At 49.4% G+C, this 26,676-nt stretch carries 27 protein-coding genes; 13 read left to right on the plus strand and 14 right to left on the minus strand.

Annotated features, from left to right (window positions below; translation table 11 throughout):
- Positions 1 to 28: 28 nt before the first annotated feature.
- From AR688_RS10375 to typA, 5 genes are all read right to left on the minus strand, one after another.
- Complete coding sequence (locus tag AR688_RS10375) at positions 29 to 832, minus strand: NAD(P)H-binding protein (RefSeq protein ID WP_068232984.1); 804 nt, start codon at positions 830 to 832, stop codon at positions 29 to 31.
- Positions 829 to 1,743 (minus strand): bifunctional GNAT family N-acetyltransferase/hotdog fold thioesterase, encoded by a 915-nt coding sequence (locus AR688_RS10380; protein WP_068232987.1) that lies wholly within the window; start codon positions 1,741 to 1,743, stop codon positions 829 to 831. The genes AR688_RS10375 and AR688_RS10380 overlap by 4 nt, the downstream gene beginning before the upstream one ends.
- 19 nt (positions 1,744 to 1,762) lie before the next feature.
- Entirely contained in the window at positions 1,763 to 2,200 is a 438-nt protein-coding gene (dtd, locus tag AR688_RS10385) for a D-aminoacyl-tRNA deacylase (RefSeq protein WP_068232991.1), read from the minus strand.
- A 1-nt stretch (position 2,201) separates the two neighbouring features.
- On the minus strand, positions 2,202 to 3,101 hold the full coding sequence (locus AR688_RS10390) for a virulence factor BrkB family protein (RefSeq protein ID WP_068232994.1): 900 nt from the start codon (positions 3,099 to 3,101) through the stop codon (positions 2,202 to 2,204).
- Positions 3,102 to 3,252: 151 nt separating this feature from the next.
- On the minus strand, positions 3,253 to 5,082 hold the full coding sequence (gene typA, locus AR688_RS10395) for a translational GTPase TypA (protein ID WP_068232996.1): 1,830 nt from the start codon (positions 5,080 to 5,082) through the stop codon (positions 3,253 to 3,255).
- 347 nt (positions 5,083 to 5,429) lie between these two features.
- On the opposite strand from typA, the gene glnA reads away from it, so the two are divergent.
- The 4 genes from glnA to glnG all read left to right on the plus strand — a co-directional run bounded on the left by glnA (position 5,430) and on the right by glnG (position 10,047).
- Positions 5,430 to 6,839, plus strand: coding sequence for a glutamate--ammonia ligase (gene glnA / locus AR688_RS10400; RefSeq protein ID WP_068232999.1), 1,410 nt, complete (start codon positions 5,430 to 5,432; stop codon positions 6,837 to 6,839).
- A gap of 120 nt (positions 6,840 to 6,959) precedes the next feature.
- Positions 6,960 to 7,478, plus strand: a complete 519-nt coding sequence (locus tag AR688_RS10405) for a DUF4124 domain-containing protein (protein WP_068233002.1) — start codon at positions 6,960 to 6,962, stop codon at positions 7,476 to 7,478.
- A 78-nt stretch (positions 7,479 to 7,556) separates the two neighbouring features.
- A complete protein-coding gene (glnL, locus tag AR688_RS10410) occupies positions 7,557 to 8,633 on the plus strand; it encodes a nitrogen regulation protein NR(II) (protein ID WP_231732035.1) in 1,077 nt (358 codons plus the stop codon).
- A 4-nt stretch (positions 8,634 to 8,637) separates the two neighbouring features.
- The gene (gene glnG / locus AR688_RS10415) at positions 8,638 to 10,047 is read left to right on the plus strand and encodes a nitrogen regulation protein NR(I) (RefSeq protein ID WP_068233005.1); all 1,410 of its coding nucleotides are present in this window, start codon (positions 8,638 to 8,640) and stop codon (positions 10,045 to 10,047) included.
- Positions 10,048 to 10,121: 74 nt separating this feature from the next.
- On the opposite strand, the gene AR688_RS10420 is transcribed toward glnG, so the two are convergent.
- Positions 10,122 to 10,580, minus strand: coding sequence for a Spy/CpxP family protein refolding chaperone (locus AR688_RS10420; RefSeq protein ID WP_068233008.1), 459 nt, complete (start codon positions 10,578 to 10,580; stop codon positions 10,122 to 10,124).
- A 137-nt stretch (positions 10,581 to 10,717) separates the two neighbouring features.
- Here AR688_RS10420 and AR688_RS10425 point away from each other — a divergent pair, with 137 nt between their 5' ends.
- The 5 genes from AR688_RS10425 to AR688_RS10445 all read left to right on the plus strand — a co-directional run bounded on the left by AR688_RS10425 (position 10,718) and on the right by AR688_RS10445 (position 16,238).
- A complete protein-coding gene (locus AR688_RS10425; protein WP_068233011.1) occupies positions 10,718 to 11,413 on the plus strand; it encodes a response regulator transcription factor in 696 nt (231 codons plus the stop codon).
- Positions 11,410 to 12,774: an ATP-binding protein gene (locus AR688_RS10430; RefSeq protein ID WP_068233014.1), complete on the plus strand. Its 1,365-nt coding sequence runs from the start codon at positions 11,410 to 11,412 to the stop codon at positions 12,772 to 12,774. Before AR688_RS10425 ends, AR688_RS10430 begins: the two co-directional genes overlap by 4 nt.
- A 29-nt stretch (positions 12,775 to 12,803) precedes the next feature.
- A complete protein-coding gene (locus tag AR688_RS10435) occupies positions 12,804 to 13,808 on the plus strand; it encodes an alpha/beta fold hydrolase (protein WP_068233017.1) in 1,005 nt (334 codons plus the stop codon).
- A 43-nt stretch (positions 13,809 to 13,851) separates the two neighbouring features.
- Entirely contained in the window at positions 13,852 to 14,319 is a 468-nt protein-coding gene (gene trmL, locus AR688_RS10440; RefSeq protein ID WP_068233020.1) for a tRNA (uridine(34)/cytosine(34)/5-carboxymethylaminomethyluridine(34)-2'-O)-methyltransferase TrmL, read from the plus strand.
- 143 nt (positions 14,320 to 14,462) lie between these two features.
- On the plus strand, positions 14,463 to 16,238 hold the full coding sequence (locus AR688_RS10445) for a putative bifunctional diguanylate cyclase/phosphodiesterase (protein ID WP_197412198.1): 1,776 nt from the start codon (positions 14,463 to 14,465) through the stop codon (positions 16,236 to 16,238).
- Positions 16,239 to 16,279: 41 nt separating this feature from the next.
- Here the strand turns inward: AR688_RS10445 and gpsA are convergent, their stop codons facing one another.
- The 4 genes from gpsA to AR688_RS10465 are packed head-to-tail and all read right to left on the minus strand — an operon-like array spanning position 16,280 to position 18,492.
- The gene (gene gpsA, locus AR688_RS10450) at positions 16,280 to 17,287 is read right to left on the minus strand and encodes an NAD(P)H-dependent glycerol-3-phosphate dehydrogenase (protein ID WP_068233026.1); all 1,008 of its coding nucleotides are present in this window, start codon (positions 17,285 to 17,287) and stop codon (positions 16,280 to 16,282) included.
- Positions 17,288 to 17,290: 3 nt separating this feature from the next.
- Positions 17,291 to 17,776: a protein-export chaperone SecB gene (gene secB / locus AR688_RS10455; protein ID WP_068233028.1), complete on the minus strand. Its 486-nt coding sequence runs from the start codon at positions 17,774 to 17,776 to the stop codon at positions 17,291 to 17,293.
- Positions 17,777 to 17,796: 20 nt separating this feature from the next.
- On the minus strand, positions 17,797 to 18,054 hold the full coding sequence (grxC, locus tag AR688_RS10460) for a glutaredoxin 3 (protein ID WP_068233031.1): 258 nt from the start codon (positions 18,052 to 18,054) through the stop codon (positions 17,797 to 17,799).
- A 3-nt stretch (positions 18,055 to 18,057) separates the two neighbouring features.
- On the minus strand, positions 18,058 to 18,492 hold the full coding sequence (locus tag AR688_RS10465; protein WP_068233034.1) for a rhodanese-like domain-containing protein: 435 nt from the start codon (positions 18,490 to 18,492) through the stop codon (positions 18,058 to 18,060).
- Positions 18,493 to 18,650: 158 nt separating this feature from the next.
- On the opposite strand from AR688_RS10465, the gene gpmM reads away from it, so the two are divergent.
- Genes gpmM through AR688_RS10480 form a run of 3 tightly spaced genes read left to right on the plus strand, consistent with a single transcriptional unit; the run spans position 18,651 to position 22,135 of the window.
- Complete coding sequence (gene gpmM / locus AR688_RS10470; RefSeq protein ID WP_068233036.1) at positions 18,651 to 20,195, plus strand: 2,3-bisphosphoglycerate-independent phosphoglycerate mutase; 1,545 nt, start codon at positions 18,651 to 18,653, stop codon at positions 20,193 to 20,195.
- Positions 20,196 to 21,335 carry a murein hydrolase activator EnvC family protein gene (locus tag AR688_RS10475; protein ID WP_082694739.1) on the plus strand — a complete coding sequence of 380 codons (1,140 nt, stop codon included), beginning with the start codon at positions 20,196 to 20,198 and terminating at the stop codon, positions 21,333 to 21,335.
- Positions 21,336 to 21,361: 26 nt separating this feature from the next.
- Positions 21,362 to 22,135 (plus strand): divergent polysaccharide deacetylase family protein, encoded by a 774-nt coding sequence (locus AR688_RS10480; RefSeq protein ID WP_068234119.1) that lies wholly within the window; start codon positions 21,362 to 21,364, stop codon positions 22,133 to 22,135.
- A gap of 52 nt (positions 22,136 to 22,187) precedes the next feature.
- Here AR688_RS10480 and rpoH read toward each other — a convergent pair whose 3' ends face one another.
- The 4 genes from rpoH to ftsY form a co-directional block, all read right to left on the minus strand.
- Complete coding sequence (gene rpoH, locus AR688_RS10485) at positions 22,188 to 23,039, minus strand: RNA polymerase sigma factor RpoH (RefSeq protein ID WP_068233039.1); 852 nt, start codon at positions 23,037 to 23,039, stop codon at positions 22,188 to 22,190.
- A 124-nt stretch (positions 23,040 to 23,163) separates the two neighbouring features.
- Entirely contained in the window at positions 23,164 to 24,147 is a 984-nt protein-coding gene (ftsX, locus tag AR688_RS10490) for a permease-like cell division protein FtsX (protein ID WP_068233042.1), read from the minus strand.
- Positions 24,144 to 24,830, minus strand: coding sequence for a cell division ATP-binding protein FtsE (ftsE, locus tag AR688_RS10495; protein WP_068233045.1), 687 nt, complete (start codon positions 24,828 to 24,830; stop codon positions 24,144 to 24,146). Before ftsE ends, ftsX begins: the two co-directional genes overlap by 4 nt.
- Positions 24,831 to 24,832: 2 nt before the next feature.
- The gene (gene ftsY, locus AR688_RS10500) at positions 24,833 to 25,957 is read right to left on the minus strand and encodes a signal recognition particle-docking protein FtsY (RefSeq protein ID WP_068233048.1); all 1,125 of its coding nucleotides are present in this window, start codon (positions 25,955 to 25,957) and stop codon (positions 24,833 to 24,835) included.
- Positions 25,958 to 26,039: 82 nt separating this feature from the next.
- Here ftsY and rsmD point away from each other — a divergent pair, with 82 nt between their 5' ends.
- On the plus strand, positions 26,040 to 26,663 hold the full coding sequence (gene rsmD / locus AR688_RS10505; RefSeq protein WP_068233052.1) for a 16S rRNA (guanine(966)-N(2))-methyltransferase RsmD: 624 nt from the start codon (positions 26,040 to 26,042) through the stop codon (positions 26,661 to 26,663).
- Positions 26,664 to 26,676: the final 13 nt, after the last annotated feature.

Here is a 26,676-nt window from a genome sequence, read left to right on the forward strand (position 1 = left end):
ATAAAGACGCTGCTTGCTTAATTTTACATCAATCGCAGTAAGCCAAAGCGTCAGAAGCCGCAGCAAAGCGATAAGAAAAGTTAAACTGCCGGACAAACTTTTCGGCATTCACTTTACGGCCTTCACCGCCCTCGTTGGCGAAAATGGCGGGGGTTTTACCTGCTGACACTGCCGCCTGCTGATAAAAATCCTGCCGTAGTATGGTTAACGGGCAGCTGAGATTGAACACTCCGTTACAAGGTGTAGCGCCAAGTAACAGCTTTACTGCTGCAATGATATCTGCCGAGTGCAGCATATTAATTGGCGCTGTTGCATCAGGCAGCATCTTACCTGCGGTAAAACGCCCTGGGTGCCGCCCTGGGCCCATTAACCCGGCAAGACGCAGTGTTAATGCAGGTTGAAACTGCTGCAATGCCTGCTCACCTTGCCATAGCAAACTGACCCGGGGCTCTGCCATTTGTAGCGGCGCAGTTTCATCGACCTCACCGTGCAGGCCCTGATATATACCGGTAGAACTAAAATGTATTAGTTGCCGGCTGCCAGCTACCGTAGCCAACCCGGCGAGCTGCTGCAATGCGGTTATATAGTGCTGTTGCCTCTGATCCCGCCCCGGAGTGATAGCACAAATAACGACTGCATCATGCAACATGGGCGTTAGGGTGTTTTGATCTACAGCCGCATTTAAATCCAGCACAAAACCGGTTGTACCCTCGGGTAAATGAACCAATGCTGAGCTTAAACGACGGCTGGCATACACCTGATGGCCCTGCGTTATAAGCTCGGCCACCAATTGCTGCCCTAACCAGCCACAGCCTATAATAACCACTTTCATACCGGTTCTGCCTTAGCAGGCAATACCGCATAACGACCAGTAAATTCAACAGCAAGTTCACCTGCCGAGAACACCTGCACTGTAATATGCTGCACAGCTTTACGCCCTTCAGCTAACATCTCAAGAGCGCCGGAACATTGTTGTAATGCACAACGTGCCTGCGGCTGTGCCGCTACCGGCCTGAGATACTTAATTGTCGCATCTGCCAGAACCTGATCGCCATGAAGCCCCAATGCCTGCAACTGCAGATATAACATACCCCAGCCGGTTAATGTCGCCAGTGCATAAATACTGCCGGCAAACATGGTCTGGTGCAGGTTAATGTTTGGCGCCAGCGGTGCCTCGCAACGTATTTCATTGCCATCAAAACTGGCGATAGTCAGCTGCATATACTGGCTAAGCGGTATCGTCTGCTGCCAGGTATTACTTAACTGACTGCACCACAACTGGTGCTGCTCTTTAGTGCCTGCCAGCCGGATCTGCTTTTGCATAACAAAGTGTGCAATACCATATAGCTGAGGGGCCAAAGCAATTTGGCGGTAACCATTGCGTTGATAAAACGCCAAAGCGGTATCACGGGCATTTAATCTGATATAACCGCAACCCCATTTTACCGCCTGTAACTCCAGTGCGGCTAATACTCTGCCACCGGCACCTTTGCCCTGATGCTCAGTAGCAACTGCCATATAACGCACCTGAGCCCCACCGTGTTCAAGCTGATGCAAACGCCCAATAGCTGCAATATCGCCTTGTGGTGTCAACAACATCAGATGATAAGCCTGCGCTTCCAGATCGTCGCGCTCAGAACCGGGTGGCTGCTGCCAGGGCGCACGTAATATTTGCCAACGCAAATGATAATAACGTTGCCACTCGTCAGGTGTGGCGGGCGAGCGTAATTGCCAATGCCGCATAAAGTACAACTCCGAAAAATTAGCTTTGCAGTAAAAACGTTACCGGGCCGTTATTCACCAGACTCACCTGCATATCGGCAGCAAATTGTCCCGTTGCGGTGTTCAGGCCAAGTGAACGGCAATATGCCACAAAAGTTTCGTAATACTGGTTGGCTTTGTCGGGTAGTGCGGCAGGGGTAAAACTGGGCCTTAAACCCGATTGGGTATCAGCAGCCAGCGTAAACTGTGACACCACCAGCAAGCTGCCGCCAGCTTGCTGTACATTCAGGTTCATTTTGCCATTGCTGTCAGAAAACACCCGGTAATGACAAACCTTGTGTGCCAGCCTGGTAATATCTGCCGGTGTGTCATCAGCTTCAACCCCCAGCAGCACTAACAGACCGTGCTCAATTTGGCCGATAACCGCACCGTTAACGGTAACTGACGCCTGATCAACCCGCTGGATCAATGCTTTCATCTTATAACTTAACTCCGGTTTCGTCTTCAGACGGGTCTATCTGGTCTGGATCATCGGCATCGGCTTTTTCAGTATCGGCAGCGATTTGCTGCAGCAAGGCTGTCATTTCAGCCCCCAGCAATACTACCAGCCAGCACAGGTATACCCAGACAAAGACAATCGGCACCAATGCCAGTGCACCGTATAGGGTGTCGTAGGCCGGAAAATGCGTTACATAAACCGCAAAGCCGCGTTTAGATAATTCAAACAGCAGCATCGCCAGTAAAGCACCAAAAAAGGCATGCCGGGAGCGTACTTTGACATTAGGTACCACCAGATATAACAGAAAAAACGCCAGTAAAGACATCAGATACGGCACCACCCCCAACAACAGCGTAGACAATCCCGGAGTGTAATCCTCAGCGAGGCGGGTTAGCCTGATCAGATAAGAGGTTACCGCGATGGATGAACCAAACAGAATCGGCCCTAATGTCAGAATCATCCAGTAAATCGAGAATGAGATAACCGGCCTTGGCCTTTTGGTTACCCGCCAGATTTTGTTCAGTGTTTTATCAATATTATGAATAAGCAGCAACGCAACAAGCACCAGTACCGCAATACCTATTGCCGTCATACCGCCGGTATTGCCGATAAACTGGTTAATGTAGGTTTGGATTTCTTCACCACGCGAAGGAATAACATTGGCGTAAACAAAGGCTTCAATCGCCTGACGAAACTCTCCAAACATCGGAAAAGCACTCAACATGGAAAACATCACCGCGATCAAAGGCACCACAGACAACAGCGAGATATAAGCCAGATAACCGCCAATCATACCAATTTGGTCCTGCTGGCAACGCTGGATATAGAGTTTAATAAAGCGCACAGCAGTTTTTAGGTAGGATTGCCACTCAGGCAGCATAACGCCTCCAAATCACATAGAATACTATCAGAGGATACAAGAAAAGCAGTGGCTCAACCAGCTTGGCAACAACCTAACCCTCTGACTGCTAAAAATAACCCAGAAAAAAGGCCAGCATGATGCTGGCCTTTTATACACGTATCGATCGGTATTAACCGCGGCTGGCGCGTTTACGATCGTTTTCTGTCAGGTGACGCTTACGGATACGGATCGACTTAGGTGTTACTTCTACCAGCTCGTCGTCATCAATAAATTCCAGCGCCTGTTCCAGAGTGTAACGCACTGGCGGCACAAGATTAATTGCTTCGTCAGTACCAGAAGCACGCACGTTAGTTAATTGCTTACCTTTCAAACAGTTTACAGTTAAATCGTTACTGCGGCTGTGAATACCGATAACCTGGCCTTCGTACACTTCTTCAGCATGACCAATAAACATACGGCCACGTTCCTGCAACGAGAAAATAGCATAACCGGCAGCTTTACCCATGGCGTTAGAGATCATTACACCGTTAGTGCGCTGGCCGATAGTACCGCCTTTGTGCTCACCGTAGTGATCAAAGCTGTGGTACATCAGACCTGTGCCTGACGTTATGGTCATAAACTCAGTACGGAAACCAATCAAGCCACGGCTTGGCATTAAGAAATCCATGCGGATACGGCCTTTACCATCTGGTTGCATATTGGTCATTTCAGCTTTACGCTCACCCATACGCTCCATGATAGAACCCTGGTTTTGCTCTTCACAGTCGATGGTAACGTTTTCCATTGGCTCCATCTTCACGCCGTCAACCACTTTCATGATAACTTCAGGGCGTGATACCGCTAGTTCGAAACCTTCACGGCGCATATTTTCAATTAATACGCCAAGGTGCAATTCACCACGACCGGATACTTTGAATTTATCGCCGTCTTCCGTTTCTTCAACCCGCAAAGCTACGTTATGTTTCAGCTCGTTAGTTAAACGCTCTAAAATCTGGCGTGAAGTAACAAACTTACCTTCTTTACCAGCAAATGGCGACGTATTTACCTGAAAGGTCATGGTAACGGTAGGTTCATCGACCTGCAGTGCCGGTAAGGCTTCTACTTTAGTAGTGGCACAGATAGTGTCAGAGATTTTCAGCTCACCCAGGCCGGTAAAGGCTACGATATCGCCGGCGTTGGCTTCGGTAGTTTCTACCCGCTCTAAACCTAAGTAGCCAAATACCTGACCTACTTTACCGTTACGCTTAGTACCATCAGCACCAACAATAGTAACCTGCTGGTTTGGCTTTAATGACCCCCGCTTAATACGGCCGATACCAATAATGCCCAGGTAGCTGGAGTAATCCAGCTGTGATACCTGTAACTGGGTTTCGCCATTGAGCTCTACAGCTGGCGGTGCTACGTGTTTAACAATAGCTTCAAATAAGTCAGTAATATCGGTTTTTGGCACGTTATGATCTAAAGTTGCCCAACCGTTTAATGCAGAAGCGTAAACGATAGGGAAATCTAACTGCTCGTCAGTGGCACCTAAGTTATCGAACAGATCAAATACCTGATCGATAACCCAATCCGGACGTGCACCCGGACGGTCGATTTTGTTTACTACAACAATTGGCTTTAAACCGTGTGAAAACGCTTTTTGTGTAACGAAGCGAGTTTGCGGCATAGGGCCGTCAACGGCATCTACTAACAACAGCACTGAGTCGGCCATTGACAGTACGCGCTCAACTTCACCACCGAAGTCAGCGTGGCCCGGCGTATCAAGAATATTAATGTGGTAACCGTTCCAGCGCACCGAAGTGTTTTTTGCCAGGATAGTTATACCGCGCTCAGATTCCTGCGCATTCGAGTCCATTACGCGCTCCTGTAACTTGGCGCGGGCGTCGAAGGTGCCAGACTGCTGTAGCAGTTTGTCAACCAAAGTGGTTTTACCATGGTCAACGTGCGCAATAATGGCAACATTGCGCAGCTTGTCTAAGTATGTCGCGGTAACGCTCATGTAAATATATCCTCTGTGGCACTAGATGACCGTAATGACCACCAGGCAAAACTAACTGAAACGAAAGGGCGCACATTCTACTCTGTTTTTGCATGGAAATAAAAACAGCAACTGCAGTTTAAGCAATTTTTTTTCTCACAGGCCTCAACAGCATCTAGACTTAAGCCTGCCGCAGGCGCACCATAAAAATGCAACGCAGCACTGTAATGGTGCAACATTGATTGTGGCGACGTTGCATCAGCCATAAATTCAGATATAAATCAAACACTTAAATGTTTGGCATATATCTGGCATTTAATGGAGCAACACCGCTAAATCAGTTCAAAACAGATTAATTGGAGGAATGCATGTCTGCATCATCTGTACTGAGTTTAATTAAAGAAAATGAAGTGAAGTTTGTAGATTTACGTTTTACCGACACCAAAGGTAAAGAACAGCACGTGACAGTTCCGGTTAATCAGATCACCGAAGACTTCTTTGAAGACGGCAAAATGTTTGACGGCTCTTCTATTACTGGCTGGAAAGGTATTAACGACTCAGACATGATCCTGATGCCAGATGCGTCTACCGCAGTACTGGACCCGTTCTTTGAAGAAACCACACTGAACATTACCTGCGACGTTATCGAACCCAGCACTATGCAAGGTTACGACCGCGACCCACGCTCAATTGCCAAGCGCGCTGAAGAGTATCTGAAGTCTACCGGTATTGCTGACACTGTGCTGTTTGGGCCAGAGCCAGAATTCTTTATGTTCGACGACATCCGCTTTGAAACCACGATGTCAGGTTCTTTCTTTAAAATTAACTCTACTGAAGCGGCATGGAACTCAGGCACCAGCTATGAAGATGGCAACAAAGGTCACCGTCCTGGCGTAAAAGGCGGTTACTTCCCGCTGCCACCGGTAGATTCAGGCCATGATATCCGTAGCGCCATGTGTATGGTACTGGAAGAAATGGGTCAAACCGTTGAAGCCCACCATCACGAAGTTGCTACTGCCGGCCAGAACGAAATTGCTACCAAGTTCAACAGCCTGACCAAGAAAGCAGATGAAGTGCAGCAACTTAAATACGTTATTCATAACGTAGCGCACCTGTATGGCAAAACTGTTACCTTTATGCCAAAGCCTTTAGTTGGTGATAACGGTTCAGGCATGCACTGCCACCAGTCTCTGGCAAAAGATGGTGTAAACCTGTTTGCCGGTGATAAGTATGCTGGCCTGTCAGAACTGGCTTTGTATTACATCGGCGGTATTATTAAACATGCTAAGGCAATCAACGCCTTTACCAACCCGTCGACTAACTCGTACAAGCGTTTAGTGCCACACTTTGAAGCACCGGTAATGCTGGCATACTCTGCCCGTAACCGCTCAGCGTCTATCCGTATTCCACTGGTACCTAGTGCCAAAGCGCGTCGTATTGAATGCCGCTTCCCGGATCCGGCAGCTAACCCATACCTGGCTTTTGTTGCTCAGCTGATGGCTGGTTTAGACGGTATCCAGAACAAGATCCACCCAGGCGATGCGATGGATAAAGACTTGTACGACTTACCGGCAGAAGAAGCCGCTAATATTCCACAGGTTTCAACCTCGCTGGAAGAAGCGCTGAACGAACTGGACAAACACCGCGCTATTTTCACTAAAGGCGGCGTAATGTCTGATGCGATGATCGATGCCTATATCGATATTAAACGCGCTGAAGCCCGTAAAGTGGCTGTAGCCGTACACCCATTAGAATTTGAACTGTATTACAGTGTTTAAATGATAATCTGATTAAAAGCTCACTTCGGTGAGCTTTTTTTTTGTAGAAAATTAAACCGAAGCAAGCTAGAGTAACCGGATGGAGTAACAACAATAAATAAAATGGAACCTGCAAAGTATATGAATAAAGTATTGTTTATTTTAATAATGTTGCTTTGTACACCATCTTTGCCGGCGCAGGAAAACAAAAAAGTATTTGTCACACGCGATGCCAATGGCGTACTGGTATTTTCTGACAGCCCGCAACCCGGCGCAGAAGAGCTGACACTATCAACCCGGGCCAATATTATGGCTGCAACAGACCCTACCCTACCCGCCCGCAAAGCACCTGCCGCGGAGCCTTTTAGCGTTGAGATTGTACAGCCTGAAGAACAAGGCACAGTGCGTGACAATACTGGCTCTGTTTATGTATCTGGCAAAATCAGCCCTATGTTTGAACGTGGCTTAAGGGTGCGCTTGTTATTAGACGGTAAACCACAGGGTGAGCCACAAAATAACGCAGTATTTATTCTGCGCGATGTACACCGCGGCGAACACCAATTGCAGATGGAACTTTTTGATCAAAGCGGCAAGCTTATTGCAACAAGTCCTGTAACGACCTTCTATTTACATAGAACATCGGTAATCTCACCAAATTAGTGCGCACGCTATGCAATTCAGCCTGAACTGAATTACACTGCCAAACTAGCGCACCAACTTGGTGCATAAGGTGAAGCAGTGACAAATACAGTAATAGCAACCGAACAATTACACGCTCATATCAGTGAACAACTGACAACTGCAATAATGCTATTGGACGCCGATCTGATGATCCGCTACTTCAATACCGCATGTTGTGCTGTGTTAGGCTTGGGCGAAAAGCGCCTGAGTGCGCAATTTTTCCCGGATTTATTCCAACATTGCGATATCAACGCTAACCATTTTGTTAGTGCGCTAAACAGCAAACAGGGTTTCGGTGTCAGTGATGTACAAGCCGTATTGGCCGACGGTCGTCATCTGCTGCTGGATATTTCAGTCACTATCTGCGAAAACCCGGCAGAGCATTTATTGCTGGAAATTCGCCAGGTTGATCAACAACGCAAAATCAGTCTGGAAAGCCTGCAACAACATCAGCATCTGGCCGCGCGGGAATTAATCCGCGGCCTGGCCCACGAAATTAAAAATCCGCTGGGCGGTTTGCGCGGTGCTGCGCAGTTGCTGGAAGAATCGTTAAACGATGAGTTAAAAGAATACACCCAGCTTATTATCGCGCAGGCTGACCGGCTGCGTAATCTGGTAGACAGGCTACTGGGGCCTTACCGGCCGGCACAGCGTGTTAGTGCCAACCTGCATCAGATCATTGAACAAGTGCGCCAGCTGGCACTGATGGACAACCCGGTATTAGTGCAGTTTAGCCGCGACTACGACCCCAGTATTCCCGATTTTCCGTTTGACCCGGAGTTAATTGAACAGGCGTTGCTGAACATAGTACGTAATGCCCAGCAAGCCCTGGAGCAAACCGAGCAACCGGCAATTTGCCTGCAAAGCCGTGTGTTACACCAACACACTTTGCATGGCAAACGCTATAAGCTGGTGGCGCTGATCCGGGTTATCGACAATGGCCCCGGTATTCCTGCCGATATTAAAGATACTTTATTTTACCCGATGGTCAGTGGCAAAGCCGGTGGTACAGGGCTTGGCTTGTCTATTGCCCAAACCCTGATCCATCAGCATGGCGGCTGGATTGATTGTGACAGCTGGCCCGGCCATACCGAATTTACGTTATACCTGCCAATTGCAGACACTGAGGATTGAACTAATGAGTCATACTGTGTGGATTATTGATGACGACAATTCTATCCGCTGGGTTCTGGAAAAAGCCCTGGCCCGAGCGGATATTTTATGTGAAAGCTATGCCTCAGCCGATTTAATGCTGCAGCGGCTGGAGTATGATCAGCCTGCTGTAGTGGTATCTGATATCAGGATGCCAGGTACTGATGGCATGGCTTTACTGAGTAAATTGCAAGAACTGGCCCCCGAGCTGCCGGTGATTATTATGACCGCGCATTCTGATCTCGACAGCGCGGTTAATGCTTTTAAACGCGGCGCTTTTGAATATCTGCCAAAGCCCTTTGATGTCAATGATGCCGTAGCACTAATCAGCCGCGCACTGGAACATGCCAGTGCACGCCAACCCAAACACAAGGCGGCAGCACCTACTCTGTCGCCGGAAATTATTGGCGAGGCGCCGGCAATGCAGGAAGTATTCCGCGCTATTGGCCGGCTGGCTCGTTCCAGTATCAGCGTATTAATTAATGGCCAGTCTGGTACCGGTAAAGAGCTGGTTGCACGGGCTCTGCACAAGCATAGCCCACGCTGCGAACTGCCGTTTATTGCGCTGAATATGGCCGCAATACCAAAAGATCTGATTGAGTCAGAGCTGTTTGGCCATGAGAAAGGCGCTTTTACCGGCGCGAATAACCTGCGCAAAGGCCGCTTCGAGCAAGCCGATGGCGGCACTTTATTTCTCGATGAAATCGGCGATATGCCGCTGGATGTGCAAACCCGCTTACTGCGGGTACTGGCAGATGGCCAATTTTACCGTGTTGGCGGCCATCAAGCGATTGGTGTAGATGTACGCATTATTGCCGCTACCCATCAAAATCTTGAGCATCTGGTTGGTGAAGGTAAGTTCCGTGAAGACTTATTTCACCGCCTGAACGTTATCAGGGTGCATTTGCCGCAATTAAAAGAACGTAAGCAGGATATCGCCAAACTGGCACAGCATTTTTTATTGCAGGCAGCAAAAGAGCTAAATGTTGAGGCCAAAACCCTGACCAAAGAGGCTGAACAGTTTTTAAGCCAACTCGACTGGCCCGGTAACGTGCGCCAGTTAGAAAACACCTGCCGCTGGCTCACAGTAATGGCCAGTGGTAAACATATTGTAGTGGCCGATTTACCGCCTGAGCTGACATCGCCACAAAAGGCTGCACCAACAGTGCTCAATGGCCAGGGTGGTAGCTGGCAGGATTTACTCGCAGGCTGGATCAGCCATAAGTTAAATGCCGGCGAAGAGAATATTCTGGCAGAAGCCGGGCCGGAGTTTGAGCGCACAGTGTTACAACAAGCGCTGCAGTTTACCCACGGCCATAAACAGGAAGCAGCAAAACGGTTGGGCTGGGGGCGCAACACCCTGACCCGTAAACTTAAAGAGCTGGATATAGAATAAATAACGAGGCCGGGCGTTAAAACGCACCGGCCTGCTGTTAGCTGTAAGAAGCGCCTACAGTGTTATGCTCAATTTCACGAATCGCTGCGTTGCTGCTTCTTTTCCTGCCATTTCTGCCGTTTTTCATTTAGCTGCTGGCGCTGTTCATCTGTCAGCACCTGCAATACCTGATGCTGTAATTTTATCGCAGCCAGCCGTTTGTCTACTGCTTGTTGTTGCTGCTTTTCTATAAGCTGACGTGCAGTGATTTCATCAAAGGTATCTGCGGCCAGTAAATCACGCATTTGCTGGCGCTCTGCCTTGTCAGGCCGGGCCGCTTTTTGCTCGCTACGGTGTTGTTTCATCAGCTGTTTGATCTGTTCCCGCTGGCTATCAGTCAATTCCAGCACGGCCAGCATGCGCTTCATCGGAGCATGCTGCATATGGCGGCCATGTTCATAACCTGCTGCTTTGTGTTCATGTGCTACAGCAACACCAGACAGGCTGCTGGCAGTAAGTAAACCTAACGCAAAAATCAGTTTTGATACTTTCATCGGATACACTCCTTTATTAAGACAGGCTAAGCATAAAACACCCAATGCAAAGCAACGCAAAGGCCGGGTAAAGATTCTGTAAAGCTATATTGCGAGGCACTGACATTAGGTAAACTTATAACAAATAAGGAGTGGTTATGCCTGCAATTTTAATGATCGATGATGACACCGAACTGTGTGAACTGGTAGCGCAATATCTGGCGCTGGATGGCTTTCAGTTTACTGCCGCCCACGACGGCCAGCACGGTCTGACTATGGCTCAAAGTGGCGACTATCAGTTAATTCTGCTCGATATCATGCTACCTGGCATGGATGGTCTGTCGGTGCTTAAAGCGCTGCGAGCCAGCCAGTACTGTCCGGTATTAATGCTAACCGCCCGTGGCGATGATGTTGACCGTATTGTTGGGCTTGAGCTGGGCGCAGACGATTATCTGGCAAAACCCTTTAACCCACGCGAACTGGTTGCGCGTATTAAAGCGATATTGCGCCGGGTTGAACTGACACAAGCTCCCAACAGCACCAGTGACAGCTTGCTGAACCTGAACGAGCTGTTGCTAAACCCGGCTAACCGGCAACTCAGTTGTAATGGCGAAGTTGTCGCGCTAACCGCCACCGAGTTTCAACTGCTGGAACTGCTGATGCGCCGCGCCGGCGAAGTGGTTAGCAAAGACGAGCTCAGCCGTGAAGTATTAGGCAAGCGGTTGCAAATGTATGACCGTAGCCTGGATATGCACATCAGTAATATCCGCAAAAAAATTGCGGTATATAGCAGTGACGAAAAAATCCAGACACTGCGCGGCAGCGGTTATTTGTTTTTACAAGGTAAAGTATGAGCTGGTTAACTCACCTGAACCCGTTTCACTATCTGGCCGGGCGGATTTTTCTCTGGTTCTGGCTGGTATTGTTAAGTGCTGTGTTTGCTACTCTGGGCTTATCACGGGCTTTAGTTGAGCAAACCGAAATCCGTCGCTTGCCACATAATGTAATTCAGCAGCTACAGCAACAACTTGCACCGCTGGCCGACAGCAAAAATAGTGAGCATTTACTTGCCCGGCTGCAACAAGACAGCCCGGACCGCTGGCTGGTAGTCGATGCGCAAACCCAAAGCGTGCTGACACCCCAGCTGTTGCCGCGTGACTTTGATCAACACTGGCTGACTGAACTGTCGCAATTATCGCGCCCGCGCTGGCTAAAACACCACAACACCTCGCTGGCCGGCCCTTTTATTTTACAGCTGGGTGATGAAACCCTGGCACTGTACCAGAAAAGGCAACGCCCACCACAGCCATGGTGGCGGCTAAGCGAAATTCCGCAGCATGTCTTAATGTTATTTACCTTACTTATTTCAGCCGTTGCCAGCTTTGTGCTGGCGGTATCTATCTCCCGCCCGCTACGTGAGCTGTTGCAGCGTAACCTGCAATTTGCCGATGGCCAGCTTAACAGCCGGGTAACCAGCCTTATTAAGCGTAAAGATGAACTAGGGCAATTAGGCCACAGCTTTAATACCATGGCCGAACGCATTAGTGCCCTGTTAACCAATCAGCAGCGCTTACTGCGTGATATCTCGCACGAGTTACGCTCGCCGCTTGCCAGAGCGCAGCTGGCGCTGGGCTTGACCGAACGTCAACAAAATCTTGAGCAGGTACCCAGGCTAAAACAAGAGCTGGACCGGCTGGATATTATGCTGGATGAACTGCTGACCTTCAGTAAGCTGGATGCAGGCCAGTATCAGCTGCAACAGCAACGTTTCGATTTAACCGAATTGCTGTCCGATATTATTGATGTCAACCGGGTAGAGGCGGATGTAAAGCAACAACAAATACTGATGCAAGCGCCGCAACACCTGGAAATAACCGCCGACAGTAGGCTGCTGGCACGGGCCATTGAAAATATTTTGCGTAACGCCATTAAATACGGGCCGCCAAACAGTGAAATAACCTGTGCTGTCACTCAGCTACAGCAACAACTGGTGTTACAAATTTGCGATCAGGGGCCAGGTATTGCCACCGATCAGCTTGAGGCAATATTCGAACCCTTCTACCGGGTTTCTGACAGCCGCACCAGCAGCACCGGTGGCACCGGGCTTGGCCTGGCAATAGTGGCGCAAATAATCCGCCAGCATGGCGGCAAAGTGTATGCGGCCAATGGCCCCGAGCAAGGGCTTTGTATCACTGTGCAGTTACCGCTACACTAGCGCCATAATACTGATTAAAAGAGCCTATTTTGACAGCAAGTGATTTTCCACAGTGGCAGACCAGCGGTAATGCTGCCGATCTGGCAGACCGCTGGACACAGCAGCTACAGCCATTCTGGCAAAATATGACCTCAGGCGTACTTACCAGCAGCGATGGCCTGAAACTGTGTTACCACTACCATCAACACCCCAACGCGCGCCATGCCGTGGTGATCAGCGCAGGCCGGATGGAAATGGCAGTAAAATATGCCGAACTCTGTTTTGAACTGGCCAGTTCAGGCTACAGTGTTTTTTTACTCGACCACCGGGGTCAGGGCCTGTCGCAGCGGGAACTGGGCAACCCACATAAAGGCTACGTAGCCGACTTCAAGCTGTATCAGCAAGATTTAGCCCAGTTTATCCAGCATATTGTGCTGCCAACCGGTCACAGCAGCCATATTGCGTTGGCACACTCAATGGGTTGCGCCATTCTTGCCGGTTATTTACAACAACAGCCGCACCCGTTTAGTGCTGCCATACTGGCGTCACCTATGCTGGGTATTTATACCGGCCTGGTGCCAGCCCGTTTCGCCGAACCACTGGCACTGGCATTTGGTGCTGTTAACCGGGTGCTTAGTCAGCAGCCCTGGTATTTTCCCGGCCAGCGTAATTACGAGGAAAAAGCGTTTGCCAATAACCCCCTAACCAGCAGCGCAGAGCGCTATCAGTGGCTACATCAGTTATATCGTACTTATCCCGACACCAGGCTTGGCGGCGTCACTACCGCCTGGGTTGGTGCGGCGATAATGGCTATGCGGCGCCTGCAGCAAGATGCTGCTAAGTGGCACACGGCAGTGTTAATGCTACAAGCCGGTGACGATAAAGTCGTCAGCAATTACGCCCAGCAGCTTTGGTATCAGCAATTACCTGCAACGATTTATCACCGCAGTGTTGTGCTAAGGCCGGCGCGACATGAAATTTTTATGGAAACAGACAGCATCAGGCAACAGGCATTCGCTGCTATTAATGATTTTCTGGCCCAGCTGCCAGACTAAGCTGCTTTTGCTACAATACCGCCTTATTATGCCGGAGAGCCACATGTTACATATAGTGCTGTTTGAACCCGAAATTCCGCCGAACACCGGCAATATTATCCGTCTTTGTGCCAATACCGGTTATCAGTTACATCTGATCGAGCCGCTAGGCTTCGAGTGGGACGACAAGCGGGTAAAACGTGCCGGGCTCGATTACCATGAGTTTGCCGATGTAAAACGCTACGCCAACTTCAGCGACTTTATCTCACAAGTAAGGCCAGCTCGTTTATATGCCTGCACCACCAAAGGCCACACCCGCCACAGCGACGCCGCCTTTGCCCCGGGGGATGCTCTGGTATTTGGCCCGGAAAGCCGTGGCCTGCCACTGGAGGTGTTGCAACAAATGCCAACAGAAAACTGGCTGCGTATTCCAATGACAGCCAACAGCCGTTCAATGAATTTATCCAATGCCGTAGCGGTTTTTGTTTATGAATCATGGCGCCAGCTGGGCTACGCCGGGGCCAGACAATAACAACCAGTAATAGCATTTGCATATAGCAAAAGACTCCGGCTATATTTAGAGCTGTTTTTATCGATAACAAGGATGTCGATACTATGCCGTTGTCTGGTTGGCTGCTCTTGTCTGCTGTGTTACCGCTGCCAGCAGCTACCGCTTTGAGTGGAGATACTCACGCTATGCTACTGGCATTAACCGTATTACTGCTGTTGGTTATTGTACTTAGCCTGTACAACCGCAAACTGCTGCACAACAATAAAGCCGCTGATTCTGAACAGCAGGTACTGAAAAACCTATTGGATCAGTCGGCTGAATTTATTGCTGTTCTGGACAGCAATCTAAAGCCCACTTACCTGAACCCGGCTTTTTCATCCGTTATTCCAGCCCAGCAATATCCACTAGCCGTTTTTAAGGATGAAGAAAGCGATGTTTTGCTGCTCAGCGAGATTGCCCGGCAACCAGATTGGCAAGGTGAGGCCTGGCTGCAACTGACACAGAATGAAAGGCGCATGCCGATAGCATTAACGATGACTCACCATCAGGATAGTGGCAGTTACTTGCTAACCGGGCGTGATATCAGCAGCTGTAAGCGAAAGCAAACCGAACAAGACGCCGATTATATTTACGATACAGACACCGGCCTTTTTACGCCGTTACTGCTTAATCAATTTATTCAGACCGCGATACACAGCACAACCGCCAGACAACCTCAATTTGCCATCTTCCTGATCAAGTACAATCAGGTATTAAGTTATATGGCCGCAGCCCCCCAAGGCAAAGTGCCTGATGTGATCCGCAGCCTCAGCGCACAGTTAAAACAATACAGCAGCAAAGGTGCAGTAGTTGCCAGATACAATACCGATACACTGGCCATACTGATCCCCGCGCACCTATGCTCTACCCAAATTGAAGTGAACCTGAACCGGCTGGCACAAAAAATTTTGCTGGCTGCCGATCAGGCTGCACAAGAATTTAAGCAATCAGCTTTACAAAGCTATATTGGCATCAGCATTTATCCTTTGGACGGTGCAACCCCGGCAATGCTGCTCAGTAGTGCTTCAACAGCCATCTGCAACGCCGCCAGGCTGGGGCGCAGTAATATGCAGTTTGCCAACAGCCGGTATCAGCTTAAAGCACCGGAATATCTCACGCTGGAAGCCGAGTTATTAAAAGCACAGGATAATGACGAGTTCGATGTTTATTATCAACCGCGGCTCAGCATTGGCAGCAACCGTGTTGTCGGTTATGAGGCTTTGCTGCGCTGGCACAATCCGAAACGCGGCATACTGGCGCCACAGTATTTTCTCAATATCGCGGATGATACCGGCCAGGTGGTTGCCCTGGATAAACTGGTTTTCCGTAAGTGCTGTCAGCAACTGAACCACTGGCAACAAACCGGTATCAGCCGTGGCCGTATCTCAATGAATATTTCTACCCTGAGCTTTCGTCAGCAAGATTTTGTCAGCACGCTACAGCAGCAGCTGGAAGAGTCGCAGTTAACAGCAGAGCTGTTTGAACTCGAGCTGCATGAAGATATTTTCCTACAACCCGACAGCACCATAAACACCACGTTACAGCAGCTTATTACACTGGGTTTTCATTTAACGTTGGACAATTTTGGCCAGGGCGTGTCGTCATTGTCTGTGCTACGGGAGTACCCACTGCATAGCCTGAAAATAGCACAGAGCTTTATCCGGGATATGGAACACAATGAGCAACAGCGCAATATAACGGCCAGCCTGATCCGACTGGCGTCTTATTTACAAATAGATGTGATAGCAACCGGTATTGAAAATGAAATGCAGGCGTACCTATTGCATGTGATGGGTTGTGATATTTTACAGGGCCACTTATTCAGTAAAGCCCTGCCAGCAAGCGAAGTGCCCGCTTTGCTGGCAAGAGAAAACCGGCTACTACGTAAAGAAGTTAGCTAGTAAAACGTGGTTAGCTAAAGTGGTTAACTGCGTAACTCACTCTAAGTGACTTCGTCGCGCTTTTCCCGGCCCAGTAAATCCAGTGCAGCCAGTTTTGCATCTTTACCCTGATACAACACCTGATAGATCTGCTCAGTAATCGGCATTTCAACACCGACACGCTGCGCCAGATTAAACACCTCTTTGGCGTTACGGTACCCTTCAACCACCTGGCCGATGGCCTGTATAGCTTCTTCAACACCTTTGCCCTGCCCCAGCAGTAAACCAAAGCGCCGGTTGCGTGACTGGTTGTCGGTACAGGTAAGCACTAAATCGCCCAAACCTGCCATGCCCATAAAGGTATCTTTTTTGGCACCAAGCGCACAACCTAAGCGGCACATCTCGGTAAGACCACGGGTGATTAATGCCGTGCGGGCGTTAGCACCAAAGCCAATACCATCGGCCATACCGGCACCAATGGCAATCACATTCTTTACTGCGCCACCTAACTGAACACCAATAAAATCGGAGTTGGTGTACACTCTGAAGCTTTTAGCACAGTGCAATAAGTCTGATAACTCGCGGATAAACTCAGGATCGGTTGATGACAACGAGATAGCCGTGGGCAAGCCCATGGCCATTTCTTTGGCAAACGTAGGGCCGGAGAACACCGCCAGCGATACCCGCTCACCCAGAATATCCCGAGCCACATCCTGCAACAGCCGGCCAGTGTCTGGCTCCAGGCCTTTGGTGGCCCAAGCCACACGGCCATTAACCTGCAAATGCGGTTTAATCAGCTGTAAAGTGTCAGCAAAGGCATGGCTTGGTACCACAATCAGAATGTCGCGGCTGCTGGCAACAACATCAGCTAAGTTTGAGCTTACCTGCAGTGTATCGGGCAGGCGGATGTCAGGCAGGTATTTCTGGTTAACTCTGTGCTCAGCCATTTGGGCCATTTCCGGCACATTACGGCCCCACAAACTAATGGTGTTACCGTTACGCGCCAGACAAATAGCCAGAGCAGTGCCATAAGACCCTGCTCCGATCACAGCAATTGCTGAAGGCTGCATTATTTAAGCGTCTGCCTTCACGCCTTGCATATCCGCCTGGCGTTTTTGCAAATATTGCGCAAACAGCGCATCGAAATTCACCGGAGCCAGATTCAGCTGCGGGAAAGTGCCACGGTTCACCAGATTAGATACGGCTTCACGGGCATAAGGGAATAACGTATTCGGGCAGAACGACGCTAACATATGCGCCATTTGTGAGTCTTCCAGCTGGCCGATAGAGAAAATACCCGCTTGCTGAACTTCACACAAAAACGCCACTTCGCCTTCTACTTTGGTGGTTACTGTCAGTGACAGCACTACCTGATATACGTTGTCTTCCAGCTTTTCGCTGCGGGTATCCAGATCCAGTTGCACTTCTGGTTTCCATTCTTTACGGAAAATAGCAGGTGCGTTAGGTGCTTCAAACGAAATGTCTTTTACGAAAATACGCTGAATAGCAAATTGTAAACCCTGCTCAGTGGCAACGCCGTTTACTTGTTGTTCGGCCATGATAATTCCTGTTTTTTTATTTATGACTGTAATAAAGGATCGAGCTTGCCTGCCGCATCAAGCGCCAGCATGTCATCACATCCGCCAATATGCTGCCCGCCGATAAAAATCTGTGGCACTGTTGTGCGCCCTGCAGCACGTTCGATCATTTGTGGGCGCAGCTCGGGCTGCTCGTCAATACGAATTTCCTGATAGGCTACGCCTTTGTTGTCCAGCACCGACTTAGCGCGAACACAATAAGGACAATAAGCCTTAGTGTAAATAGTCACTTGCGACATCAATTACCTCTTCGATTTGACGACCGGCAAACTGGCACCTGTCCAGCTTCCCATACCGCCCTGTAATATAGATACAGTAGTAAAGCCCTGCTTAACTAAACTGGAAGCTGCTTTTGATGCGGTCATTCCAGCCTGACATACCACAATAATGGGCACGTCTTTTTGCTTTTCAAGCCCGGCCAGCTGTTGTTTTTCAATATCGGCCAGTGGTAAGTGCTTAGCGCCGGTAATATGGCCTTTGGCAAAATCAGCTTCAGTGCGGATATCAAGCACCACCGCATTGCTGCGATTTACCTGCAATGTCAGCTCTGTGGGTGACATCTGTTTTATGGCAGAAAAACGCGACTTGATAAGGCTGGTGATTAACATAATAAATAACACCACCCAAACTGCACTTAAGATCGGATGATTAGTAACAAACTCTATATACTGCTGCATACTCATTCTGCTTATCGGAAAATAAACCAGCGCAGAGTATACTCAGTTTGCCAGCCCTGAGCCAGCACACTGCCGATACAGGGCTGGAGAATTGCGCAAAATTCGGTAAGATAGCCATTCACTTTATCCGCATGTCTTAGCTAAACAACGGAGCACACATGACCAGTCGCAAAAAACCTTTGGTATTATTAATTCTCGATGGCTGGGGCCACCGTGAAGAAACCAGCAACAATGCGATTGCCCAGGCCAACACTCCGGTAATGGACCAGTTATGGCGCGATTACCCGCACACGCTGATTTCAGGCTCAGGGCTGGATGTCGGCCTGCCTGACGGCCAGATGGGTAATTCAGAGGTCGGCCACGTTAATCTGGGCTCAGGCCGCGTGGTATATCAGGATTTTACCCGTATAACTAAAGCCATCAGCGATGGTGACTTTTTCACCAACCCGGTACTGACAACGGCAGTAAACACTGCTGCCAAGCAACAAAAAGCGGTGCATATTATGGGGCTGCTGTCACCTGGCGGCGTACACAGCCATGAAGACCATCTGTTGGCCATGATTAAACTGGCTGAACAACAAGGTGCAGGCCCGGTTTATTTGCATGCCTTTCTTGATGGCCGCGACACACCGCCACGCAGTGCTCAGGCCTCGCTGGAAAAAATCCAGGCACATTTTGCCAGCAGCGGCAGTGGCCAGATCGCCTCTGTAATTGGCCGCTACTTTGCCATGGACCGCGACAAACGCTGGGACCGGGTGCAAAAAGCCTATGATCTGCTCACTCAGGGCAAAGCCGCTTTTCAGGCGGCAGATGCTGTCACCGCGTTACAGCAAGCTTACCAGCGTGATGAAAATGACGAATTTGTCAAAGCCACCGCTATAGTAGGCAAAGATGGTAAACCGGTAAAAATGCATGACGGCGACGCACTGATTTTTATGAACTTCCGTGCGGATCGTGCCCGCCAGTTTAGCCGCGCTTTTATCAATGATGATTTTGATGGCTTTAAGCGCGAATACCGCCCTGCCCTGAGCAGTTTTGTTATGCTGACAGAATATGCCGCCGACATTAAAGCGCCTTGTGCCTATCCGCCAGAAAGCCTGAATAATGTACTGGGTGAGTGGCTGGCAAAACATAATAAAACCCAGTTGCGCATCTCGGAAACTGAAAAATACGCCCATGTTACCTTTTTCTTCAGTGGTGGCCGTGAAGAGCTGTTCAGCGGCGAGCAACGCATTCTGATTGACTCACCCAAAGTAGCCACTTACGACCTGCAACCAGAAATGAGCTCAGCTGAGCTGACAGATAAACTGGTAACCGCGATTCATGGCAGCGAATTTGACGTTATTATCTGTAACTACCCGAACGGTGACATGGTTGGCCACACTGGCATTATGTCTGCAGCGATTAAAGCCGTTGAAGCTGTCGACGCCTGTATCGGCCGTGTGGTTGCCGCGTTGCAGGAAGTGGGTGGTGAATGTCTGATCACCGCAGACCACGGCAATGCAGAACAAATGCTGGACACTGAATCTGGTCAGGCTCATACCGCTCACACCAGCGGGCCGGTACCATTAATTTATGTTGGGCGCCAGGCAACAGTGGTTGAGGGCGGTATTCTGAGTGATATTGCTCCCACAATGTTGCATTTAATGTCGATGCCAGTGCCTGCCGAGATGACAGGTAAAGTACTTATGCAGCTAAAATAGATGCCTCTACACTGTATAAAACGCTTCATACAGCAGTCTTGTTGGCTGCTGTGCTTTTGCCTGCCTGTAACTACCGTTGCCCAGCAGCAGGAGCAAGAGCTGGCAGAAGTTAAACAGCAAATACAGCAAACAGAAAAAGAAGTTAAACAGCAGCAAAAGCAGCTGGAGCAAGCTGAAAAAAAGCTGCAACAGTCGGATAAAGCACTGGCTGACGCGTCATCCGAAGTGCGCGAAACCGAGCAACAACACCAGCAACTTATTGCGCGCGAGCAACAGTTGCTTAAGCAAAAGGCTGAGCTGGAGCAAAGCCTGCAACAGCAGCAAAAGCTGCTGGCATCACAGTTAAAAAGTGCTTATAGCCTGGGACAACACGACTACAGCCGCATGCTGCTAAACCAGCAGGACTCAGGCAAGTTGGAGCGTGTGCTCAGTTACTACCAGTACTTTAACCGGGCCCGCATGCAACAACTGGCCGAACTTAACAACACCATTAGCCAACTACAACAGGTTCTGTCTGAGCTGAGCGAAAAACAGCAACAACTGGCACAGACGCTGACAGTACTGCAACAGCAGCAACAGCAACTGCTCGGTGCTAAAACAGAGCAACAACAAGCCGTTGGCCGGTTACAGGCCATGTTAAAGCAACAAGGCCGGCAGCTGGATTACCTGCGCCAGAACGAAGCCAGCCTGCAAAGCAAACTGGAAGAGCTGCGCCGGCTGGCACAGCAGGCCCGTGAACTGGCAGGGTTAACAAAAAATAAAGGCAAGCTGACCTGGCCACTACAAGGTAGTTTGTTGCAACGCTTTGGCGAAAGCCGCCAGGGCGGTATATCATCGCGTGGTATTCTGATCCAAAGTACAGAAGGTCAAGCCGTTAAAGCCGTTGCTGATGGTCAGGTCATTTATGCTGACTGGCTTAAAGGTTATGGCTGGGTCATCGTGCTGGACCATGGCGCTGGTTTTATGAGCCTGTATGGCCATAATCAAAACTTACTGAAAAAACCAGGCACCCGTATCAACGCTGGTGAAATCATTGCTCTGGCAGGCACCAGCGGTGGCCAGTCTTCTGCCGGGCTGTATTTTGAGATCCGCAATAAAGGTGAGGCGGTTAACCCGCTGCAGTGGCTCAGCAGGAATTAGCGGTTGAAAATAGGAATAACAGTAACGTGCGTTTGTTAACTTACCTGCTGCTTAGCCTGCTTAGCATAAAGCTGTATGCCGCAGAGCCTAATGCAAAAATCGCCATTATCATTGACGATATTGGTTATCAGAAATCTGATTTAAAACTTATTGATTTACCGTTCTTGTTAACCTACGCCGTGTTGCCACACACGCCTTATGGCGCCCAAGCTGCCAGGCAGGCTTTTGCGCAACAAAAAGATGTGATGTTGCATATGCCAATGGAAGCCAGCAACGGCAAAGCACTTGGCCCGGGAGCCCTGACCAGTGACATGTCAAAGCAGAAAATTCAGCACACCTTGCAACAAGCGTTAGCGGATATCCCCTACGCTATTGGCGTTAATAATCATATGGGCAGTCTTTATACCGCGCAGGAACAACCGATGGCCTGGATGATGGAGTATTTAAGCCGCCGCCAGTTGTTTTTTGTCGACAGCCTTACCACGCCAAACAGCACAGCAGCCAAATATGCCAGCCATTATGGTGTAACAAATTTAAGCCGGCATGTGTTTCTCGATAACATACAAACAGAAGCCGCTATCACTGTACAGTTTGAACAGTTGCTTGCCATTGCCCGCAAGCGCCACAGTGCCATTGCTATTGGCCATCCCTACCCGGAAACGTACCGTTTTTTACGTAAAAACCTGCCGGCATTGCGCCAGCAAGGCATAGAGCTGGTTAGTATTTCGGCGTTGTTGCCAACTGGCCACAATATCGTTGCTGCTGGTTTTACTGCTCCGGCTATTTCAGCGGCACAGTAAACTTGCAGGCATAAAAAAACCGCCAACCGGCGGTTTTTTATTCAGCTCAGGCTTAGCTCATGGCTGCCTGCAGCTTTTTCATTGCATTCTTTTCTAACTGGCGTACACGCTCAGCAGACACACTGTATCTGTCGGCCAGTTCCTGCAATGTCAGCTTATTGTGGTCAAGCCAGCGGGCACGGATAATATCCTGACTACGATCATCAAGGGTGCGCATTGCGGCCTGTAGACGATCTACCGCAGCGTTATCCCACTGATCTTCTTCTACCCGCAGTGCCAGATCAGAGGCTTTATCCTGCAGATAATATGCCGGAGCAGTATAGGCTGCTTCGTCGTCGTCATCCGGTGCGTCAAATGGCATATCGTAGTTGCTCATGCGCGATTCCATCTCGCGCACTTCATGCTCGGCTACACCCAGCGACTCAGCTACGTTTTTCACTTCTTCCTGGTTAAACCAGCCTAAATGTTTCTTGGCTTTACGCAGATTAAAGAACAGTTTGCGCTGGGCTTTAGTGGTAGCAATTTTTACGATGCGCCAGTTTTTCAGCACATACTCATGAATTTCAGCTTTTATCCAGTGCACGGCAAAGGAAACTAAACGCACCCCCACATTAGGGTCGAAACGTTTTACCGCCTTCATCAGGCCTATGTTGCCTTCCTGAATTAAATCGCTTACCGGTAAACCATAACCAGAGTAGCTGCGGGCAATGTGCACTACAAAACGCAGGTGCGACATAATTAACTGGCGCGCAGCTTCTAAATCACCATTCTGGTGTAAACGTTCAGCCAGATTGCGCTCTTCTTCTGCGCTAAGCATGGCAATGGAACTGACAGCATGAGTGTAAGCTTCCAGGCTGCTGCTGGCTGCTACCGGTAATGACATCATTTCTGCTGTATCGCTCATTTGTGTGTCCTGTCCTAACTAAGTGAACCGATATTAGCACTCTTTGACAGAGAGTGCTAATTTTAGTTGCGGCAGTTTTTAGATCTGCTTATTCTAAAAACTGCGGTGTAATAATTAAACGCTATTAAGGGCCGGTGGGTTCAATGGCACTGATATGCCGGCGTACTGAAAGGTAAGAGCCGGTAAGCCCCAGCAATACCGCCAGTAACATTAAGCTGAAAAACTCTGTTACGCTAAACGCCATCAGGCGAAACTCGCTATCGTATAAAGAGGTGACGCTGCCAATAGCGCCTTGCAGCCACCACAGCATAGCTTCTACAATCAAAAACGCCAGCAGGCCGCCGAATACACCAAACCATACACCACTGTATAAGAACGGCCGCTGAATAAACGCATCGGTTGCCCCAACCAGCTTCATCACTTCAATTTCGTCTTTCTTACTCATAATGGATAGCCGGATGGTATTGCCAATAATCAGCAATACCGCACCAAGCAGCAAAACTGCGATAACCAGCACTGCCTGGCGCAACAGGCTGACAATGGCATCAAGCCGGGTAAGCCAGTCGATATCCAGCTTACCAAACTCGACGATACGTTCCTTTGACAAGCGTTCGAGCAACTGGCGGGCACTACCGGCACTGGTATTTTTCGGCAAAACCAGCAGCACATCCGGTAACGGGTTGTCTGTCAGGTAAGTGAGCGCTGAGCCAAAACCGGAGACATCGGCAAATTCATCCAGCGCCTGCTGCTTGCTAATATGAGTGACGCGGGTAATATCATTGTCGGCCTGCAGAATTTTCAGCAAACTGTTAATTTGCCTGTCGTCAGTGCCGTCTTTAATAAATAAACTGATCTCGGCAGCCTGAGTAAAGCTGTCACTCACCTGCTGCACATTTTTTACCAGCAGATGCAAGGTTGCGGGCAGTGTCAGGCTAACACCCAGCACACCAATAGTTAGAATAGAAGCAGAAGGCGTACGCCATAATTCGCCCAGGCTAAATAGTGCCTGGCGGACATGGTTAACCCAAAACATCACAAAACGGCGGCCAAGACTAATTTTATGTGCCGAAGCACCACTGCTGGCGCGGCCGGAAAACAGAATACTCATAGCGGGTCTTCCTGATACTGCAGCAGGCCGTCGTTAATCATTTTGCCTTGTTTTAACGTCAGGGTACGGTATTTCATCCGCGCAACCAAGCCAAGGTCGTGCGTGGCAACCAGCACCGAAACACCTACCTGATTAAAGGCTTCAAACACCCGCATAATGTCTTTGGACAAGTCCGGGTCAAGGTTACCGGTAGGTTCATCAGCCAGCAGCAAAGGCGGTTTATTAACCACAGCGCGGGCAATGCCTACCCGTTGCTGCTCACCACCAGATAAGGTTTGCGGCAGGCAGCGTACTTTATCCAGCAGGCCCACTTTATCCAGCGCAGCGTGCACACGCTTTACCATATCTTTACCGCTAAAGCCCTCTATCACCAGCGGCAGTGCAACGTTGTCAAATACGGTGTGATTCATCAGCAGACGGTGGTTTTGAAAGATAATACCTATATCGCGGCGTACATAAGGAATATGCGGCCGGCGAATACGGCTTAAATCCACTTCATTAATCAACACCCGGCCAACACTGGGGCGTTCAATCAGGCTGATCAGCTTTAACAGCGTACTTTTACCGGCACCAGAGTGGCCGGTAAGAAATGCCATCTCACCTTTTTCCAGTTTAAAACTGACACGATCCAGCGCAACAAAACCACCCGGATAGCTTTTACTGACCTGATCAAACTCCAGCATAGTTAAGCGTCCCGGTTAAATAGCGCGCGAATAAAATCCTGGCTGTTAAACACGCGTAAATCATCTATACCTTCACCAACGCCGATATAACGCAGTGGCATTTTAAATTGATCAGCAATGGCAAAAATTACGCCGCCCTTGGCGGTACCATCAAGCTTGGTTAAGCTGATCCCGGTTAGCTGCACCGCTTCATTAAACACTTTGGCCTGGCTGAGCGCATTCTGGCCCGTGCCGGCATCCAGTGTCAGCATCACTTCATGTGGTGCTGCCGGGTCAATTTTTTGCAGCACACGAACAATTTTTTTCAGCTCTTCCATCAGGTGAGCTTTGTTTTGCAAACGCCCGGCCGTGTCAGCAATTAACACATCAACTTTACGCGCTTTGGCCGCCTGATAGGCATCAAAAATAACTGAGGCACTGTCTGCACCGGTATGCTGGGCAATAACCGGGATTTGGTTGCGCTCGCCCCATACCTGCAATTGCTCTACCGCCGCGGCGCGAAAGGTATCGCCCGCCGCCAGCATCACCGACTTACCCTGCTGCTTAAATTGCTGCGCCATTTTACCGATAGTAGTGGTTTTACCCACACCGTTGACACCTACCATCAAAATAACAAAAGGCCCGCCCGCATTTACCGGCAACAATGGCTGTTCGACATCTTTTAGCAGCGCCGCCATATCCTGCTGCAATTTTTCAAACAACAGCGAAGAGTCTTTCAGTGATTTACGATCGGCATGCTGCTCCAGTTGCCGGATCAGCTTCTGCGTGGTATCAACACCAACGTCGGCCAGCAACAACTGGGTTTCCAGCTCTTCATACAGCTCGTCATCTATTTTCCGGCCGCTGAATAAACCCGCCAGGCCAGAGCCCAAATTCAGGCTGGTTTTAGCTAAGCCCTGCTTTAAACGGGAGAAAAAGCCGGTTTTTTTTGCCGGTTCAGTAACAGCAACGGGGTCGGCAGCGACTACCGGTTCAGCGGCAGTTTCAGTTGTAGTCTCAATAGCCTCAACAGGTGCAATATCCGCCGGTTCAACGTCAGTTACAGTGGTGTCTGGCACAGCAGTTTCGGCCTGGCTATCGTCTTTGCCAAAGCCAAGCCAGGAAAACAGTTTATTTTTTTTGCTCATAAGCCCAAGTGTATGCAGATAAAAACTAAGGTAAACTTGGCCGTTATACTAACACCTTTGTGTTAAAGGCAAAACGGATTAGATGAAACAAGCAAAAAGCGCAATAAAACGCCCTTCTACCGGTGCAAAACGTGTTGCTGCAGTAGCGGGTGCACCGGGAGAAGTACGGGTAATAAGTGGTAAATGGCGCGGCCGCAAACTGGCCGTGCTAAATGCAGAAGGCCTGCGGCCAACCACTGACAGAGTAAAAGAAACGCTGTTTAACTGGCTGATGCACGACATTAGCGGGGCAACGGTGCTGGATTGTTTTGCCGGCAGCGGCAGCCTGGCGATAGAGGCATTATCACGTTATGCCGCTCATGCCACCTTAGTGGAACGCGACGCAGGCTTGGCGCGGCATCTGAAACAAAACCTGCAAAAGCTAAGCTGCGACAATGCCCGGGTGGTAAATCAGGATTGCTTAAGCCTGTTATCCAACATGGCAACACAGCAATACAATGTGGTGTTTATCGACCCGCCTTTTCGCAAAGGTTTAGCACTGCCCTGCTCTCAGGCGCTGGAGCAACAGCAATGGTTAGCCGACAATGCCCTGGTATATCTGGAAACTGAAAAAGAACTTACAACAACAGAAATACCGGCAAACTGGCGCTTACTAAAAGAGAAAATAGCCGGCCAGCTGGCTTACCGGCTATATCAGCGTGGTTAATACCGCGCTTGAG

The organism is Rheinheimera sp. EpRS3, assembly GCF_001513785.1.
Classification (GTDB): Bacteria; Pseudomonadota; Gammaproteobacteria; order Enterobacterales; family Alteromonadaceae; genus Alishewanella.

Coding starts and splice junctions, on each gene's coding strand:
- AR688_RS10430 (WP_068233014.1), top strand. CDS start 11,410: ATGAGCTGGTTAACTCACCTGAACCCGTTTCACTATCTGGCCGGGCGG.
- AR688_RS10375 (WP_068232984.1), bottom strand. CDS start 832: ATGAAAGTGGTTATTATAGGCTGTGGCTGGTTAGGGCAGCAATTGGTG.
- gpmM (WP_068233036.1), top strand. CDS start 18,651: ATGACCAGTCGCAAAAAACCTTTGGTATTATTAATTCTCGATGGCTGG.
- rpoH (WP_068233039.1), bottom strand. CDS start 23,039: ATGAGCGATACAGCAGAAATGATGTCATTACCGGTAGCAGCCAGCAGC.
- glnG (WP_068233005.1), top strand. CDS start 8,638: ATGAGTCATACTGTGTGGATTATTGATGACGACAATTCTATCCGCTGG.
- glnA (WP_068232999.1), top strand. CDS start 5,430: ATGTCTGCATCATCTGTACTGAGTTTAATTAAAGAAAATGAAGTGAAG.
- AR688_RS10475 (WP_082694739.1), top strand. CDS start 20,196: ATGCCTCTACACTGTATAAAACGCTTCATACAGCAGTCTTGTTGGCTG.
- secB (WP_068233028.1), bottom strand. CDS start 17,776: ATGGCCGAACAACAAGTAAACGGCGTTGCCACTGAGCAGGGTTTACAA.
- ftsE (WP_068233045.1), bottom strand. CDS start 24,830: ATGCTGGAGTTTGATCAGGTCAGTAAAAGCTATCCGGGTGGTTTTGTT.
- AR688_RS10380 (WP_068232987.1), bottom strand. CDS start 1,743: ATGCGGCATTGGCAATTACGCTCGCCCGCCACACCTGACGAGTGGCAA.
- ftsY (WP_068233048.1), bottom strand. CDS start 25,957: ATGAGCAAAAAAAATAAACTGTTTTCCTGGCTTGGCTTTGGCAAAGAC.
- trmL (WP_068233020.1), top strand. CDS start 13,852: ATGTTACATATAGTGCTGTTTGAACCCGAAATTCCGCCGAACACCGGC.
- AR688_RS10390 (WP_068232994.1), bottom strand. CDS start 3,101: ATGCTGCCTGAGTGGCAATCCTACCTAAAAACTGCTGTGCGCTTTATT.
- AR688_RS10405 (WP_068233002.1), top strand. CDS start 6,960: ATGAATAAAGTATTGTTTATTTTAATAATGTTGCTTTGTACACCATCT.
- gpsA (WP_068233026.1), bottom strand. CDS start 17,287: ATGCAGCCTTCAGCAATTGCTGTGATCGGAGCAGGGTCTTATGGCACT.
- AR688_RS10465 (WP_068233034.1), bottom strand. CDS start 18,492: ATGCAGCAGTATATAGAGTTTGTTACTAATCATCCGATCTTAAGTGCA.
- ftsX (WP_068233042.1), bottom strand. CDS start 24,147: ATGAGTATTCTGTTTTCCGGCCGCGCCAGCAGTGGTGCTTCGGCACAT.
- AR688_RS10425 (WP_068233011.1), top strand. CDS start 10,718: ATGCCTGCAATTTTAATGATCGATGATGACACCGAACTGTGTGAACTG.
- grxC (WP_068233031.1), bottom strand. CDS start 18,054: ATGTCGCAAGTGACTATTTACACTAAGGCTTATTGTCCTTATTGTGTT.
- AR688_RS10420 (WP_068233008.1), bottom strand. CDS start 10,580: ATGAAAGTATCAAAACTGATTTTTGCGTTAGGTTTACTTACTGCCAGC.
- typA (WP_068232996.1), bottom strand. CDS start 5,082: ATGAGCGTTACCGCGACATACTTAGACAAGCTGCGCAATGTTGCCATT.
- rsmD (WP_068233052.1), top strand. CDS start 26,040: ATGAAACAAGCAAAAAGCGCAATAAAACGCCCTTCTACCGGTGCAAAA.
- dtd (WP_068232991.1), bottom strand. CDS start 2,200: ATGAAAGCATTGATCCAGCGGGTTGATCAGGCGTCAGTTACCGTTAAC.